This is a genomic window from Croceicoccus naphthovorans (genome assembly GCF_001028705.1).
Classification (GTDB): domain Bacteria; phylum Pseudomonadota; class Alphaproteobacteria; order Sphingomonadales; family Sphingomonadaceae; genus Croceicoccus; species Croceicoccus naphthovorans.
This window is the reverse complement of sequence record NZ_CP011772.1, coordinates 1-15,956: the sequence shown is the minus strand read 5'-3', so window position 1 is coordinate 15,956 and position 15,956 is coordinate 1. Positions and strand designations below refer to the sequence as shown.

Genomic DNA, 15,956 nt, shown 5'->3' with positions numbered 1-15,956 from the left:
TCGCTCTTTGGCGCTTCCGCTTCCGCCTCGTCCTCAGCCAGAAGACTGGCGAGGTAGTCGCTTTGCTTTTTCGCCATCAGATCGCTCCTTCGCCGAGTGCCACTGCAACGAACAAAGCATGAACATTGCGGCATGGAACAGATATAGACTTATGCATTGATCACCTCCTGCTCGCTGGCAGGTGAGGCAACACCCCAGCCTTTACGCACGAGAACTTCGACCTGGGCGAGAGCTTCATCGAGATTGCCTTTGCAGCGCTTGTGCGTTCGTGCCGTGCCGATCGGACGCTCCAGTTCGTAAACCGTCATCATGCGCAATGCGGCATGGCTGATTTCCGCGCTTTCGAGTATTGGAACGGGCAGCAGGGCAGGGCCGAAGGTCTGCTCCATGATCTGCCTTACCATCGCGTGGCTCGGATCGTTGCTGTCGAACTTCGAACACAGAAGCCGGACGAAATCGTAATCGACAACGATTCCCGCTTCCGCCAGTTGCCCGGTCACCTGATCCATCATCGAAAGGAACTGCACGGTCGAGCAGAAATCTGGCGTCGTGGCTGCCAGCGGCACGATCAGTGAATTGGCCGCCTGCATTACCGCGAGCGAAATAGTTCCAAGTGCCGGAGGCGGGTCGAGGATCACGACATCGTAATCCCTGGCAAGGTCCTGCAAGCCCTGTTTCAACTTGCGGAAGCGAGAGGCTAGCACACTGCCACCATCGGCACCCGATGCGGCCAGCTCATACTCAACGTCGAAGAGTTCGAGATTGGACGGGATCAGATCAACGTTGGGCCAGGGCGTCTTCTGCACGGCATAGAGAAGGTCGGTCTGGGTAGGATCGATTGAGAGGTATGGATAGAGCGTCTGCTCTCGCGTGATATTGAAATGCGGATTGAAGCCGAACAAGGTCGTTGTCGTCGCCTGGCTGTCGCAATCAACCACGAGGACGCGATATCCCTGGACCGCGAAATAATGCGCAAGGTGGGTCGTCACAGTGGATTTGCCGACACCGCCCTTGAAATTCTGTACAGCAATAATTGCCGGGTTATCGAGCGGAGCGCGCGCCGGAGATGCGCCCAGAACTTCGCGCATGTTAAGCAGATCATTGATCCCGTATCCGGGGCGCCGTCCATTCTCTGTTGGCGGGGGAGGAGGCAGTCGCCCATCGTCTTCAGCCATGCGGATACGATTCGTTGAACAGCCAAGCAGGCTCGCGGCTTCTGCGATCCCGAATCGAACGGTAAGCTCCTTGCGCGATTCGGGCAGGAATGCTTGGCGTCGCAGTCTTTCGATCATGCGTTCGCCAGTTTGCGCCATTTCTGCTATGCGCTCGACTTCTGAATGCATTTTGATCCCAGCAAATAGACTTGAACGTTTTCTTTCTCCTATAACCATAATCTCATTCAGTCCAGCCGGGATTCGATCCTGAAGCGGGGTGAGGGGAGGGGGATCGTGCTTCGATTGCATGACCCTCGCTTGCAACAGACCCACATCCGAGCTGAAAGCCCTGGTTAGCCGACTCGGCGGCACCTGGTCCGGGAACACCGCCATGTGTCTTTGCCCGGCCCATGCCGACAGGACGCCCTCGCTGTCGATCCGGCAGGGTGATCGCGCAATTCTCGTTACCTGCCATGCAGGTTGCGACCGCTCGGACGTGTTGCGGGCCATCGGCCGAATCACACGCATACCGCATTTCGATCCGGCCAAGATCGAGCGAGCGCCTGCAAGGTCGCGAAACGCCTTCCTCAAAATCTGGCGCGAGGGTCGTCCCATCGAGGGTTCGCTGGCCGAATACTATGTCCGCCAGGTTCGTGGCATCGGCGGCGTACTCCAGGACCTGCGTTTCCATCCACGGTGTCCGAGAGGGCAGGGAGCCCTGGCTCGATTCGAACCGGCGCTGCTGGTCGGGATGCGCCGCGATGGCAATCTTGCCGCGATCCAGCGGATATTCCTCGATCCACGAACCGGGGCCAGCACTGCCAAACTCTGCCTTGGCCGCGCCATCGGGGCTGCATGGACCAACGGCACACCTGAGAGCGTTCTTGGCCTGTGCGAAGGGTTCGAGACCGCAGCAGCCTTCACCGATCTTGTCGGCATCAAGGCCTGGGCCAGCATGGGCGCCAAGCGGTTTCACCAGCTGACCATTCCGCGAACCGTTGTACGGCTGATCCTGCTCGCCGACAACGATGCGGAAGGGCATCGCGCGGCGAACCGCGCCCTTGCTGCCTACTCCCGGTCTGGCCTTGCCATCGAGACCCGTTGGCCTCCGCGCGGCGCGAACGACTGGGCCGATCTCCTGAAGCGGTGAGGGGAGGGGGGCGGAGGGGATGGGCCAGTCCGGCCCATTGCCTTGAGGGGACCCGCTCCATGACCGTCACGATCTCGCGCGCCGATGCCATCCTTTCCGCCGCCCGTACGCTTGCCGCCAAACTGTTGTTGGCCATTCCCATCGATCGCGCGGCGCTCAGCGAAGCGATGACCGAAGCCTGCGGCGGCTCCGATGCCGCCGGATTCTGGCAGCAGCGCGACAGTTTCGAGGCGCTTGAAGCGGCAGTGGTGAGAGCCGTGCCCGAACTGATCCGAGGTTGCGACGCGGCTGCATCTATCCGCGCGCTCGAGGCCCTGTCACGCGAGCTTCCGACCCATACCGTGCGCAGCGAGAGCCAGATCGCTTTCCAGCAGTTTTCGACCCCGCCCGCGCTGGCCATGCTCGCGGTTCACCTCGCACGCCTGACACCCGACGATGTCCTGCTCGAACCGAGCGCGGGAACCGGTATCCTGGCGATGCTAGCACAGCCCCATGTCGACCGGCTCTTGCTCAATGAATTGGAACCGACCCGAGCCGAGCTGCTCGAAGGCCTGTTCCCGGGCGTACCCGTTACCCGTCACGATGGCGCGAAGCTGACCGCGCTTCTTGCTGGTGCGCAACGACCGAGCGTTATTCTCATGAACCCGCCGTTCTCGGTCTCGCAATCGCGAGGCGAAGATCCCAATACGGCGGCCCGGCATTTGCGTTCCGCGCTCGATTTCCTGCGCCCCGGCGGCCGGATCGTGGCGATCATGCCCGACTGGTTCGCGCCAACCGTGCGAGGTGGCGATGCATTCTGCCATTCGCTGCAAGGCGCGCGCGTCGCGCTTTCGCTTCGCCTCGACAAGGGCGGCTACGCCAAGCACGGCACTGGCATCGCGGTGCGAATGCTGGTGATCGACAAGGTGGCGGGCGATGGCGCGGTCTCGACGATCAACCGCCAGTCAGCGGGCGAGTTGCTCGCGGCTATTGCTACGGTGCCCCCACGCATGCCACTGCGCGAAGCGCAGCAGTCGGCCGTTCCCCGTGCGGCCAAACTCGGGTTTTTCCGTTCAGTGAAGGCTGGACCGGCGCGCCCCGTCGTCATCCGCGCTGCCCAGACCAACGAAGTCAGGCCGGTCTCCTACGAGGTGCTGGGAGACCCGGCGCCGATGGGCGAACAACGCGGGGTCTATGCAGATTACCGGCCCTCTCGGATCGTGCTTCCCGAAGCAGGCGAACACCCGACCCACCTCGTCGAATCTGCCGCCATGGCTTCGATCGCCGCGCCAATGCCCCGCTATGTGCCGCACCTGCCCGAACGTACGGTCACCGCGCGCCTGCTTTCGGCCGCCCAGCTCGAAACCGTCATCTATGCAGGCGAGGCTTGGTCTCGCGATCTGCAGGGTCGGTTCAGCCATCCCGCCGGAGAGGTTGCTCTGAAGGAAGATCCCGACGGACAGCTCTATCGCACCGGCTTCTTTCTCGGTGATGGCACCGGGGCGGGGAAGGGGAGGCAAGCGGCGGCTTGCATCCTCGACCAATGGCTCAGGGGCAATCGCCGCCATATCTGGATATCGAAGAATGCACCGCTGCTCGAGGACGCGCAGCGCGACTGGTCGGCGATCGGCGGGCTGCCCGCAGACATTCTCGACATTGCGCGCTGGAAGATCGGCGAGGAAATCACCGCGCCCGAGGGCATCCTGTTCGTGCCCTACGGCACATTGCGATCATCGCGCGTCGAAGACACGCGGCTCGACCAGATCGTGCGCTGGGCAGGCGCTGACTTCGAGGGCGTGATCGTTTTCGACGAGGCCCATGAAATGGGCGGTGTTGCCGGTGGGGAAGGGGCGCTGGGCCAGAAGGAAGGCTCGCTCCAGGGCATCGCCGGGGTGCTGCTGCAGAACACTCTGCCGCGCGCCCGCGTGCTCTATGCTTCGGCGACCGGGGCCTCGGACGTCAACAATCTCGCCTATGCGGTGCGGCTCGGACTGTGGGGGCCGGGCACAGCCTTTGCTACGCGCGAGCAGTTCATCAGCGAGATCCGCGACGGCGGCATTGCCGCGATGGAACTGGTGGCGCGCGATCTCAAGGCATCAGGGCTATACCTCGCCCGGGCACTGAGCTTTGCCGGCATCGAATACGACATCCTGCGCCACGAACTCACACCCGAGCAGATCGAGATCTACGACACCTATTCGCAAGCCTGGACCATCATCCACCAGAACCTCAAAGCCGCGCTCGAACTGACCGGGATTGTCGATGGCCTTGAAGATCGCACCTTGAACAGCGGTGCCAAGGCCGCGGCGCGCAGCCGGTTCGAGGGCACCAAGCAGCGCTTCTTCAGCCAGGTGCTGCTTTCGATGAAGCTGCCATCGATCTATCCCGCGATAGACGAGCATCTGGCACAGGATGAAAGCGTGGTCGTGCAGCTGGTCAGCACGGCGGAATCGATCCTCAACCGGCGGCTGAACGAGCTCGAACCGGAGCGCGAGACGCTCGACATAACAACCGACTGCAAGGAATACGTCGTCGACTACCTTGGCCGCGCATTCCCAACCCGCCAGATGGAGGAATACGTCGACGAACTCGGCGATGTTCGCTCACGCCCGATGTATGACGACGCCGGCAACCCCGTTATCAACCCCGAGGCCGAGGCAAAACGTGACGAGCTGCTCGAATATATCTGCGCCATGCCGCCGATCCCGACTGCGCTCGATGCCTTGCTTGAGCACTATGGCGTCACGGCGGTGGCCGAAGTGACGGGGCGGTCCAAGCGCCTGGTGCGCGATGGCTCGGGTCAGCAGCGCCTCGAAAGCCGCTCGCCGCGCACCAACCTTGCCGAGACCAGCGCGTTCATGACCGGAGCCAAGCGCATCCTCGTATTCTCCGACGCTGGCGGCACCGGGCGCAGTTACCATGCCAGTCTCGACGTCAAGAACCAGCAGCGCCGTGTCCACTTCCTGCTTGAACCGGGGTGGCGCGCCGACCGGGCAATCCAGGGCCTCGGGCGCACGCATCGCACTCATCAGGCCTGCCCGCCACTGTTCCGCCCGGTCACCACCGACTGCAAGGGCGAGGCGCGGTTCACCAGCACCATCGCTCGCCGCCTCGATGCGCTGGGCGCACTGACACGCGGTCAGCGCCAGACCGGCGGTCAGGGCATGTTCGATGCTTCCGACAATCTTGAGAGCATCTACGCCAAGCACGCGTTGCACGACTGGTATTGCCTGCTTGCCACCGGCAAGCTCAAAAGCACCAGCTTGCAGGAGTTCGAGACGATCAGCGGGCTCGAACTGACCGACCGCGACGGTGTGCTCAGCGAAAACCTGCCGCCGATCCAGCGCTGGCTCAACCGCATCCTCGCGATGAAGATCGCGGTGCAGAATGCGATCTTCGACGAGTTCCTCACGCTCGTCGAAACCCGGGTCGCCACCGCCCGCGAAGCTGGCACCTTCGACATCGGGGTCGAGACCATTGCAGTGGAGACCTGCGAAGTCCTGTCCGACACGGTGATCCGTACCGATCCGGTGACCGGGGCGACTTCGCACCTGCTTGAACTCTCGCTCACCCAGCGCCGCAAGCTCACCTCGCTCGAACGCGTCATGGCGATGGCGGCGCATCAAGACAATCCGCGGTTCCTGCACAACTCCCGCTCGGACAAGGTCGCGCTGTGCATTCCTGCGCCCTCGCACATGGACGAGGAAGGCAACTACATCCGCCGGTTCGAACTCGTCCGCCCCTTGCGCAGCGAGTATATCCTCGCCGAACGGCTCGCCGAATCCGCGTGGGAGGATATTGCCCGCGACGACTTCGAGGCGCGCTGGCAGGCAGAGTACGCCGCCGACGAGAACCAGCTGGTCACCGAGACAGTCTATCTCGCAACCGGTCTGCTGCTGCCGATCTGGGGCGCGCTCCCCAAGGAAGACCTAACGGTCAATCGCATTGTCGACCAGACCGGCGCCTCATGGCTCGGTCGCCACGTCCACGACCTGTTCGTCGATGCCACGCTCGAGCGGCTTGGGGTTTCTCGCAAGGCCCAGGTCGATCCCGGCAAGATCGTCCAGGCCATACTTGGCGGCGGCACATGGAAAGCGCCGCACCCGAAGAATTTCACCATCCGCACCTCACGGGTCAACGGCGCGCGGCGGATCGAGATTGCCGATGTCGAACCCGGAAGGATCGCAGGGCTCAAGGCCATGGGCTGCTTCACCGAGATCATCGCCTACAAGACACGGGTGTTCGTGCCGATGGAGAAGGCGGAGGCGGTGCTGGAGGCTGTCGTTGGCTAAGCCGGTGGGTACACCCTGCTGAAATGGTCGGGACCAAAGCAGAGTCCTGCATCCTTGCGCCTTGAAAAATTCGCCAATTGCGTATATCTATCCCCTAGCTAGGGAGTAATTAAATGACTGGCCAGTTTTCTTCCCGGGAAGTGGCGGCTCTTGCCGATGTATCCGTGCGGTCTGTCGACAAGGCGATCGAAGAGCGTGTCCTTGCCGGGATTCGCGCCAAGGCGCGCGGGCGGCGGCGCATGCTGCCGCTCCACGCTGTGCCCTACGCGGCGATCGTCACGCGTCTGCCGGTAACGCTTTCGCTTGCCACAAAGCGCGATCTTGTTCGCAGGCTCTCCGAACGTCCGGTGGCGAGCATGACGAGCGAGCCGCTCGAAATCGCGCCTGCGGTCGTCGTCGATATTCCCGCGCTCGTCGGTTCCGATCTCGCCGAACGTGCCGAGCGCTACAGCAAGGCGCGCGAAGACCACATTGTCACCGACCCAGAAATCATGGGCGGCACTCCGGTGCTGCGCGGCACGCGCATGACAGTCTATTCGGTTCTTGGCAGGCTCGAAGGTGGTGATAGTGTCGAGGATATTCTCGATGACAATCCACACCTGAGCCGCGAGGCAATTGAGACTGCCGCGCTTTATGCCCGGACCCATCCGCTGGTGGGGCGGCCGGGCGGGCGGCCCTGGGCGAAAGCGGCTTGAACCTTTTTATCGACGAGTGCCTGTCTCCACTGCTCGCCCGCGTTCTCACTGAAACGGGCGAGCATAGTGCAATTCATCCAAGAGACATGGGCCGCCTCGGCGAGCCTGATCACGTTGTCCTTTCCCGCTGCCTTGCCGAAGATCGGGTCATCGTCACCGAGAACGCCATCGATTTCCGCAAGCTGGTGGCACGCGAGGAGATACACCCTGGTCTTATCATCCTGCCTAGCGCTCGCCGAGATGATGCCCTTCGCCTTTTGCAGGAAGCCCTTGGATACCTCACAGAATGCGGGGTCCCGTCGGATGTGATGGTCAATCATGTCCTTGAGGTCTCCCTGGACGGGACCTTTCGGCTTTTCGAACTTCCCTGACGATGTGACGACTTCGCTATCGGGGGCTATCCACCGCACAACCTCAATATGACCTGCACCGCCCGCGTTGCTGCCAACCGGGCGTCCCTTTCGTTCCTGAAGTGTCGAAAGGGGAGGGGGGTTGGAGGGGTTGAGCCGTTCGGCTCGATCCATTCCGGCCATGAGGAGCCCTCCCGTGAACGATATCCAGATGATCCCGCTCAGCAAGCTGCGCTTGTCCGAGGCCAATGTCCGCAAGAACGACAGCAACCTCTTCATCGAGGAGCTTGCCGCCAATATCGAGGCCAAGGGCCTCCTGCAGAACCTGATCGTGGTGCCCGCCAAAAGGCGCGGGTTCTTCGACGTCACCGCCGGCGGCCGGCGGCTGCGCGCGCTCAATGCATTGCTTGAGGCGGGCAAGGTGGCCAAGACCCACGAAGTGCCTTGCAAGGTCATCGACACCGACAGCGCCGAGCAGTCCGAACTTTCGCTGATCGAGAACGTCATCCGCCTCGACATGACCCCGACCGACGAGATCCGCGCTTACAAGCACTTCGTCAACGAGGGCAGCGACCTCGACGCGATCGCCAAGCGGTTCGGCCGCACGCGACGGTTCATCGAGGGTCGCCTGCGCCTGGCTGATCTCGCCGATCCGATCTTCGCCGCACTCGAGGAAGGCCAGATCACGCTCGATGTTGCCAAGGCCTACGCGACCACGCCCAATCACGAACGCCAGATGATGGTGTGGAACGAACTGGCCGATTCCTGGCAGGGCAACCAGCCCGATTCGATCCGGCGCATGATCACCCACAGCGCTGTGCGCTCGTCCTCGCCGATGGCAAGGCTCGCCGGTGAAGCAGAATACCTCGCTGCGGGTGGCCGGATCGAGCGCGATCTCTTCACCGAGGACTCGAACGAGACCTGGATCGACGCCGAAATCGCCCAGCGCATCGCCGGCGAGAAACTCCAGGCTTTTGCAACAGAGGTCGCCGAGACTTCGGGCTATGCCTGGGTGCGCCCGGTTCTTGAAAGCCGAGTGCCCTATGCGGCAACCGAAGACCTGCACCAGGTCCATCTCGAACCCGCCCCGCTTACCGACAAGGAACAGGCCGAGGCCGACCGCCTACTCGAGACGATCTCCGCCCTCGAAGCCGAAAGCGACGGCCTTGATGAAGACGACGAGACTGCGGCTGCAGACTTCCAGTCACGCTGGGAAGCAGCGACCGAAGCGTACGACGCCCTTCACGACAAACCCCCGGTGATCCCCGAGGAGATGAAGGCTAACCTCGGCTGCTTCGTCATCGTGCGCGAGAACGGCGAGCCGGCCATTGCCCACGGCCTCTACAGCGACAAGCCGCTCGAGAAGCGCAAGGCGCGTGGCAGCGACGCCAGTGGCGAGGGTAGTGCGCCTGACGGAGGCGGCGATGCCGGATCGGCGCCCAAACCGCTTTCGCAGAAGCTGGTCGAGGAGCTCGCCGTGCAGCGCCGCGACATCCTCTCGGTCAACCTCGCAGCCAACCCGGCGATCGCGCTCGATTACATGATCTTCGCGATTGCCGATGCCGGGCTCACCTACGGCGCACAGGCGCTCGGCACCACGATCCGCGCGCCATCGCCCTCGCTCTACCTTGCCAGCTATCCGGAGTCTCCGGCGCACACGCTGATGGCCGACATGCGTGAGACGCTCGATACCGCCTGGACCGAACATGAGCGCACGGTCGAGAGGTTCACCGCGTTCAGCGCGCTCGATGACGAAGCCAAGGCCGCATGGCTGGCCTGGTGCGTTGCCCGTACGCTCGAAGCGAGCATGGGCGTGGCGCGCAAACCCGGCCAGTCCGGTCCCGAACCGATCGAACTCCACGATCATCTGGCATCGCTGATGGAGATCAACGTCGCCAATCACTGGCGGCCCACCTCGGCCAACTACTTCGACCGGGTGAGCAAGCAGACACTGCTCGCGCACGTCACCGAAGTGGGCGGACCGACCATGGCGGCAATCTTCATGGGCGCCAAGAAGGGCGACCTATCCGCATCCTGCAAGAAGCTGTTCGCCGGTGAGACCATCGTCGCGCCCGAGGTCAAGCAGGCAGCGCTGGCCTGGGTGCCTGAGGCGATGCGGTTCCGGGTGCTGGGTGACACCGGGGCAGGGGAGGCGCAGCCCGACGAAGGCGAAGGTGAATCTCCGAACGAAGCGCCCGAACCGGACGTCACAGATGCCGCCGATGAGGTCCGCGAAACGGTCGACGCCTGATTATCCGAATGCTTTGCTATCCCCGCCTGGCCAAGGTGCCGGGCGAGGATGGCTTGCGCCCCAACAACACGGGAGTATACCCATGACCCGTAAGCCACGACCTGACGTTGCGCAGGTCATCACTGACCTCATCCTCGAGAAGATCGCTGCAGGCACCGCGCCGTGGCTCAAGCCCTGGTCGGCGACCAGCACTCGCCCGATGCGACACAACGGGATTCCCTACACGGGGATCAACACGTTTTTCCTTTGGGCGGTGGCCGAGGCCTGCGGCTACGCCAGTCCCTACTGGATGACGTATAGGCAAGCTGCCGAACTTGGCGGGCAGGTCCGCAAGGGCGAGTCCGGTTCCTACAGCGTCTTCTACAGTACCGCCCACAAGACCGACACCGACCGGCAGACCGGCGAGACCACTGAAAAGACCATCCGGTTCATGAAATGGAACCACGTGTTCAATGCCAGCCAGATCGATGGCTTGCCGGCGCACTACTACCCGGAGCCACCGGACCCCAAAGCCATCGGCGAACTGTCGGCCGGCGTGCGTGACTTCCTCGATGCGATTCCGATCCGGGTCGTCCATGGCGGCAGCAGCGCGCATTACACGCCTTCGACAGACACGGTGACGCTGCCGCAGCCACAGGCGTTCCATTCAATCGAGGCGTACTTTTCGACCCGTTGCCATGAGCTATCTCACGCCTCAGGCCATGCCAAACGGCTCAATCGCCAGTTCGGCAAGCGCTTCGGTGATCAGGCCTATGCTTTCGAGGAAGTTGTGGCGAGCCTGGCGCAGTCGATCCTTTGCGCTGAATACGGCCTGCCGAACGAGCTGCACGACAGCCACGCTTCCTACATCGATCACTGGCTCAATATCATGCGCGGTGACAAGACCGCCATCCTCCATGCCGCGGCCAAGGCCGAGCAGGCGGTCCAGTGGCTGCGCCAGTTCGATCCCGCGCTTGCGGACCCTGAACGCAAGGCGGCCTGATCGCTGAGAGCACATCGCCAATCTCTTCAACCGCGCTCGCACGGCGAGCGGGAAGGGGAGGGGGTGGGCAGCCCATGCGCCTTTCCGGCGCAAGGGAGCCATGCGATGAACTACGATCTCGACTTCCGCTACCGCCGGGCGCTCCAGCCCGATGGGCTGTCAACGATCCCGACCGCGACCCAGGCAGTGATCGATGCAATGCAGGACGCGCGCAATGCCGGAATCGACCTGGCACGCGATCCGGCGACCATCCTGCTTGCCCGCCATGTCGGACGCATTGCGCTCGGCCACGCCCCAGATGCGACCTTCGCCGAAGATGCGCCGCTGCGCCGCCAATGCATCGAGCGGATCGACGAATTGAAGTCGAAGCCCGCGCTGGTGGCGCTCGCCCGACGCGGCGTGGGCTACGACCCGGAAGCCAAACGCGTGTTCCAGCGCGAAGCCCGCTCGGCGCTCAGGATTGCGGCACGGCAGCTGGGTCTTGGTGCCGACGACTATGACCTGCGTGTCAATCCAGGCGGCGTCGCCGTCTCGGGCGAGATCACGCTTCATGCCGATGCGATCTACATCCAGGTCGCGCTCTCCTGCATGGGTGCGGGCCGCGAGGTGATGTTCCGCCGCTGCAACGGGCGGCAGGACTATATCGGCGAGCGCAATCACTATTGCGACATCGCGGTGCTGGCCGTTCCGGTCCGCTTCCGCGCGACCGTGGTGCGCGAGACCCGCCTCGAACTCGAACCCCGACAAACCGAACTCGTATAGGAGGCCCCGATGGGTTGGCTCTCGATGACCGCATCAGGCATGGCGCCGCATGCCACGCCCAAGGCATATCTCGATGCCCAGTTCACATTCCCGCCTGACCTGGACAAGGGCGGACCACGGGCCTGCGCGTGCTCAAGTCCTCGGTCCGTTCTGGCGCGTGGTACGCTGCCTGTCAGAGCTATGAGTCCGATGGCACCTCACTCGTCTTCGCGGCGATCTGCCTCATCCGCTGGAACCCCAAGGCGCGTGACGGCTACATCTTCGCATACAAGGACATGGAAGAATCCATGGGCCGTATCGCTACGATTGCCCGGCTTCGATTCTTGACCTGCTCGATTCGCCGAGGAACGAACACGCCGCGCATTGGCGCGAACATTGCCGCCAGCGACTGGCGCTGACCTCGCGCCGCAAGCCCCGGCCCGGCGACACGCTGGTGCTTGCCGAAGCCCTGACGTTCACCGATGGCCACAGCGAACGAACGTTCCGCGTGGTTGCCTCTGGCAACAAGACGCGGCTGTGCCGCATGACCGACGGCGTAGGCGTGCGGATCACGAACCTGATGAGCCGTGCCTGGACCATCGTCCCGCCTCCAGCAGCTCCGCACGTGTCATGAGCGAACCTGCCTTATCCACTCGCTCGCCCAAGCGCGCGCGGCTGTGCAGTATCGAAAATGCCAACCGTGTCGCGAGCCAGGTCGCTGAACGTATGGCCGCCGACACCGCCGTGGTGAAGACCGGCAATCCCCTGCAACCATTCCGCGTCGTCCTGGCGAGCCGCGCTTCGCCCGCGCGCATCGTCACCCGCGTCGTCATCTCCAGCAACGATGACGAACCCATTCCCGCCTGACCCGGCAAGCGCCGGCAAGGAGGGGAGGGGGATCGGACCGGGCGATCAATTGCAAAAGGAGCATTTTTCCATGGCCCAGCCTGCCCAGGCATCATGCCTTTCCGCCGAACAGTCCCGCGCCGGCGAGATCGCCCGGCTCAACGATGCCGCGCGTGCCGGTACGCTTGCGAACTCCCGCATGGTGTTCACCCGCAATCTCGTCGACCTGCTTGCGGGCGACGCGGACGATGCGGCCATTGCGCAGGTGCGCCAATTTCAGAACCAGGCTGCATTGCTCCGCCTCGTTCGCGAAACCCCGATCGATCCGGGCAACGACCCCAACGGCGAGAGGGACTTCGGCGTGGTGACATTCCTTGATCGCAAGATCTTCTGGAAAGTCGATGTCTACGAGAACGACGGCACATTTGAGTGGGGCGCAGAGGCGCCGTGGGATGAGCAGACCAGCTACCGGGTGGTCACCGTCATGCTTGCGACCGACTACTGAGCCAGATGTCGCGCTATTCGCTCAAACCGCTTCCCAACCATGTCGACCTCTTCGAGGTCGCCCTGGGTTGGGACCCCGGCTCGATACCTTCTTCGTCACCGTGTTCGCCGCAAGCGACGGCGCGCCCGATCCAGATGTGCGCCTGTGGCGCGGCACCACCTTCCGGGAAATCCCGAGCGCTTCCGCGCTGCTAGCGCTCGTCCGCGACTATGCCGAGGTGCCGGATGGTCTTGCTTCGCGCCTCGAGATCGACCGGCTGCGTAACCCTCATGATCAGACCCGGCCCATCAGCACGCTGATTGTCGGATTGCTGGGGGCAGGGCGGGGCGGTTCCCGGTGATCTCTCCGTGCCTCTCCTCAGAAGTGCTGCGGGCATGGCCCGCAGGTCTCGGCCTGACGGCCGGGAGGGAAGGGGGATGGAAGAATGGTGATCGGACAAGGGGTCCGGTCGCAATCAATCCTTCAAGGAGAACGTCCCCATGAATATCGGTGAAATCCGCAAGAACGCGAATGGCCAGCTGATCGGCTCTGTCGAAACGCTCACCATCACCCGCACCATCGGCCTTCGGCCGGTGAGCTCCAGCAACCCGCGCGCGCCCAAGTACGAGATCGTCGCGCTCAACGACCAGCGTCGCTGGGTCATCGTCGGCGCCCTGTTCGAACTCGCCTCGAACTCGACCGGCGAGATCTTCTACCAGGGCAAGATAGACGATCCGTCGATGTCGCAGCCGCTCTACATCGCCGTGTTCCCGCGCGAGGACGGCACCATGGCGGTCGCCTGGCAGCGTCCGCGTCGGCGCAACAGCCAGCTCGGCACTGCCGAATACGGCGAAGGCGACATGTTCGCTGGCGACGATGCCGGTTCCGACAGCGACAGCTCCGGCGACGGTCTCGGTGACAGCACCGCGACGCTCCCGGCAAAGCGCGGTCGTGGCAGCGCCAAGGACAGCGGCACCAGCGAAGACGAAGGCGCCCTGCCGCCGATGGTCGACGCCTGAGCCTGAACTGCTCCTCCGAAAGGACGGGGACCCAACCGCGGGTCCCCGTCCCCATGCAACGGCCGCAACCGCCCCACGCGGCCCGAGGCGGAACGTCGGCGCATCCCCCGCCCGACGTTCCGCCTCTTTATTTGCAGGGGAGGCTTTGGAGAATTCCGACAGGTCGAAGGGCTTTGAACGCGTACATTGCAGCTATTCTATTTGGGGAAATGGAGCATAGTTGAGCGGGCATGCTCGCCTACCGGTTGTTCAACGCCGGTGGTGAAGTCGCCGATTTATCTGTCGTGATCTGGACGACCATCATTTTTGTCGCGAGAATGTCTCAGCAATATGAGGACATTATGGCTGACGACACCCGCAGCATCACGCGATATTCATCTTCTGACGACCGATGCCTTGCTTGCCGATCTCATCGGCGGTCGAGCCGTCACACTTGGCAATGGAGAGCAATTAACACTGGCGTCGGACGACGCCCGCGCGGTGCTTGATTGGTATCGTCGCAACCGGGCCAAATGGCAGGGCAATTTGTCAGTGGGAGATACTGAGGCGGTCATCGACACGATCGGCACGCCACCTCCCACCATCTTGGCCACAGCAGATGCCGCGCCGGCTTCTCCGACCCGGGTGCTGCGGCTGGTTAGGGTTGAAGCGCACCGTTTTGCCGGGCTGCATGCCTATGGGCGCGTGACCGAACCGCCCGCCTCGTTCGTGTTCGAGCCTGGCAAGCCGATCACATTGCTCGAGGGCGTCAATGGGTCTGGCAAGACCTCGATCGCGAATGCTCTTGTCTGGTGCCTTACCGGTCAACTGATCCGCTCGCAGCGTGCCCCAGAGGATGGGACTCTTGATTTTGCGTGTGAGATCGCGAGGGACGATCACAGCGTCAGCACCCATCCGAATGTCGGCCATCACGCCGATGCCCCAAAAATCAACCGAACTACCCCCGACGGGCAACCTATCCCGGCGGACAGCTGGGTTGAGGTTACCTTTGCCGATGGCGACGGCGCGCCTCTGCCCCCGCTCCGGCGCAGCCAGACCCGGTCATCGCGCGGAAAGCTCAATGAGACTCCGCCCGACCTCGACGGAATCGATCCGATCGCGTGGCGGATCGCCACAACGATGCCTGCACTGCTGCCGTTTCTGGCGGTAGGCTCGGCATCCCAACTTGGCGAATCCGTGGCGCGCCTGACCGGACTTGCAGACCTCGTCGATCTCGCGAAGCATACCGAGAAAATGGCAGTGCGGATCAGGAAGACAGCGACGCCGGAGCTCGAATCCCAGCGCGATGGAATCGCAGACCAGTATCAGCAGGCTGTCGACGATCTCGCCGCCGTCATCGCCGAGACACCGGCAATTGCATTTGAAGGTGACGCGCCTGCCGTGACCGATGCGCAAGCCAGAGACCGGATTGGCGCGATTGGCACGCATTTTGTCGATCTGAAGGCAGCGGCGCTTAGGAATGCGCAGGAAGTTCTGGGCGACGGCTTCGACGCCGAGAATAAACAGGCGCGCGATGACCTTGAAGCGAGTATCCTGCCTGCTATCGAACGGCTGAAAACTGCGGGCGAGCTACCATCGATTGCCCGACTATCATCGCTCTCGGTGGACTCCAATGATGTCGCCGCGGTCGTCGCTTTGCTGGCGCAGGTAGAGGCCGAAGCCACAACCTTGGCACAGCTGGAGAGTGCCCCCGATCGCGCGCGCCGTGCGCAGCTCTACGCCAAGGTTTCCACTTGGATGCATGACCATGAGCATGTCGACGACGGCACCTGTCCCGTCTGTATTGGCCAACTCCACGGTGCCTGTGACCCGGTATCTGGCAACCCGGTTTCCGATCACCTCGCCGATGCTGCGCGCGACCGTGAAGTGGTCGCGCGGACTATCGCGGAATGGTCGGCGCACTGGTGCGGGCATCTCATTCAGGAACTACCGGTTGCGATCGCAAAGAGGCGCGAGGCGATCTGCCGGCTACACCAGCCACACTGCTGCGGGCAGGCCTGGCGGACGAGCTTT

15 protein-coding genes are annotated in these 15,956 nt (G+C 63.2%); 14 read left to right on the top strand and 1 reads right to left on the bottom strand.

The window, feature by feature from the left end:
• Positions 1-149: 149 nt before the first annotated feature.
• On the bottom strand, positions 150-1,343 hold the full coding sequence (locus tag AB433_RS18675) for an AAA family ATPase (protein ID WP_047824590.1): 1,194 nt from the start codon (positions 1,341-1,343) through the stop codon (positions 150-152).
• 202 nt (positions 1,344-1,545) lie between these two features.
• Here AB433_RS18675 and AB433_RS18670 point away from each other — a divergent pair, with 202 nt between their 5' ends.
• From AB433_RS18670 to AB433_RS18610, 14 genes are all read left to right on the top strand, one after another.
• A complete protein-coding gene (locus AB433_RS18670; RefSeq protein ID WP_245626764.1) occupies positions 1,546-2,304 on the top strand; it encodes a DUF7146 domain-containing protein in 759 nt (252 codons plus the stop codon).
• A 59-nt stretch (positions 2,305-2,363) separates the two neighbouring features.
• A complete protein-coding gene (locus AB433_RS18665) occupies positions 2,364-6,575 on the top strand; it encodes a strawberry notch-like NTP hydrolase domain-containing protein (RefSeq protein WP_047824586.1) in 4,212 nt (1,403 codons plus the stop codon).
• Positions 6,576-6,688: 113 nt separating this feature from the next.
• Entirely contained in the window at positions 6,689-7,270 is a 582-nt protein-coding gene (locus AB433_RS18660) for a DUF433 domain-containing protein (protein WP_047824584.1), read from the top strand.
• On the top strand, positions 7,267-7,641 hold the full coding sequence (locus AB433_RS18655; RefSeq protein WP_053059307.1) for a DUF5615 family PIN-like protein: 375 nt from the start codon (positions 7,267-7,269) through the stop codon (positions 7,639-7,641). The genes AB433_RS18660 and AB433_RS18655 overlap by 4 nt, the downstream gene beginning before the upstream one ends.
• 175 nt (positions 7,642-7,816) lie before the next feature.
• Complete coding sequence (locus AB433_RS18650) at positions 7,817-9,871, top strand: ParB/RepB/Spo0J family partition protein (RefSeq protein ID WP_053059306.1); 2,055 nt, start codon at positions 7,817-7,819, stop codon at positions 9,869-9,871.
• An 82-nt stretch (positions 9,872-9,953) separates the two neighbouring features.
• Positions 9,954-10,853 carry an ArdC family protein gene (locus AB433_RS18645; RefSeq protein ID WP_047824580.1) on the top strand — a complete coding sequence of 300 codons (900 nt, stop codon included), beginning with the start codon at positions 9,954-9,956 and terminating at the stop codon, positions 10,851-10,853.
• A gap of 105 nt (positions 10,854-10,958) precedes the next feature.
• Positions 10,959-11,615 (top strand): hypothetical protein, encoded by a 657-nt coding sequence (locus AB433_RS18640; RefSeq protein WP_047824578.1) that lies wholly within the window; start codon positions 10,959-10,961, stop codon positions 11,613-11,615.
• 128 nt (positions 11,616-11,743) lie between these two features.
• Positions 11,744-12,013, top strand: a complete 270-nt coding sequence (locus AB433_RS20950) for a hypothetical protein (RefSeq protein WP_179945003.1) — start codon at positions 11,744-11,746, stop codon at positions 12,011-12,013.
• Complete coding sequence (locus tag AB433_RS21865; protein ID WP_053059305.1) at positions 11,899-12,228, top strand: DUF6927 domain-containing protein; 330 nt, start codon at positions 11,899-11,901, stop codon at positions 12,226-12,228. The genes AB433_RS20950 and AB433_RS21865 overlap by 115 nt, the downstream gene beginning before the upstream one ends.
• Positions 12,225-12,461, top strand: a complete 237-nt coding sequence (locus tag AB433_RS18630) for a hypothetical protein (protein ID WP_047824576.1) — start codon at positions 12,225-12,227, stop codon at positions 12,459-12,461. The genes AB433_RS21865 and AB433_RS18630 overlap by 4 nt, the downstream gene beginning before the upstream one ends.
• A gap of 70 nt (positions 12,462-12,531) precedes the next feature.
• Positions 12,532-12,945 (top strand): DUF3768 domain-containing protein, encoded by a 414-nt coding sequence (locus AB433_RS18625; RefSeq protein WP_047824574.1) that lies wholly within the window; start codon positions 12,532-12,534, stop codon positions 12,943-12,945.
• Between the two features lie 67 nt (positions 12,946-13,012).
• Positions 13,013-13,285, top strand: coding sequence for a hypothetical protein (locus AB433_RS18620; RefSeq protein ID WP_179945002.1), 273 nt, complete (start codon positions 13,013-13,015; stop codon positions 13,283-13,285).
• Positions 13,286-13,424: 139 nt separating this feature from the next.
• Positions 13,425-13,943: a DUF736 domain-containing protein gene (locus AB433_RS18615; RefSeq protein ID WP_047824571.1), complete on the top strand. Its 519-nt coding sequence runs from the start codon at positions 13,425-13,427 to the stop codon at positions 13,941-13,943.
• Positions 13,944-14,273: 330 nt separating this feature from the next.
• The coding region (locus tag AB433_RS18610) for an ATP-binding protein (protein WP_245626762.1) at positions 14,274-15,956 on the top strand (1,683 nt) is incomplete at its 3' end.

Bases quoted from the DNA above. Each gene is read 5' to 3' on its own strand.
- AB433_RS18675 (WP_047824590.1), bottom strand. From the start codon at position 1,343: ATGCATTCAGAAGTCGAGCGCATAGCAGAAATGGCGCAAACTGGCGAA.
- AB433_RS18670 (WP_245626764.1), top strand. From the start codon at position 1,546: ATGTGTCTTTGCCCGGCCCATGCCGACAGGACGCCCTCGCTGTCGATC.
- AB433_RS18665 (WP_047824586.1), top strand. From the start codon at position 2,364: ATGACCGTCACGATCTCGCGCGCCGATGCCATCCTTTCCGCCGCCCGT.
- AB433_RS18660 (WP_047824584.1), top strand. From the start codon at position 6,689: ATGACTGGCCAGTTTTCTTCCCGGGAAGTGGCGGCTCTTGCCGATGTA.
- AB433_RS18645 (WP_047824580.1), top strand. From the start codon at position 9,954: ATGACCCGTAAGCCACGACCTGACGTTGCGCAGGTCATCACTGACCTC.
- AB433_RS18640 (WP_047824578.1), top strand. From the start codon at position 10,959: ATGAACTACGATCTCGACTTCCGCTACCGCCGGGCGCTCCAGCCCGAT.
- AB433_RS18630 (WP_047824576.1), top strand. From the start codon at position 12,225: ATGAGCGAACCTGCCTTATCCACTCGCTCGCCCAAGCGCGCGCGGCTG.
- AB433_RS18625 (WP_047824574.1), top strand. From the start codon at position 12,532: ATGGCCCAGCCTGCCCAGGCATCATGCCTTTCCGCCGAACAGTCCCGC.
- AB433_RS18615 (WP_047824571.1), top strand. From the start codon at position 13,425: ATGAATATCGGTGAAATCCGCAAGAACGCGAATGGCCAGCTGATCGGC.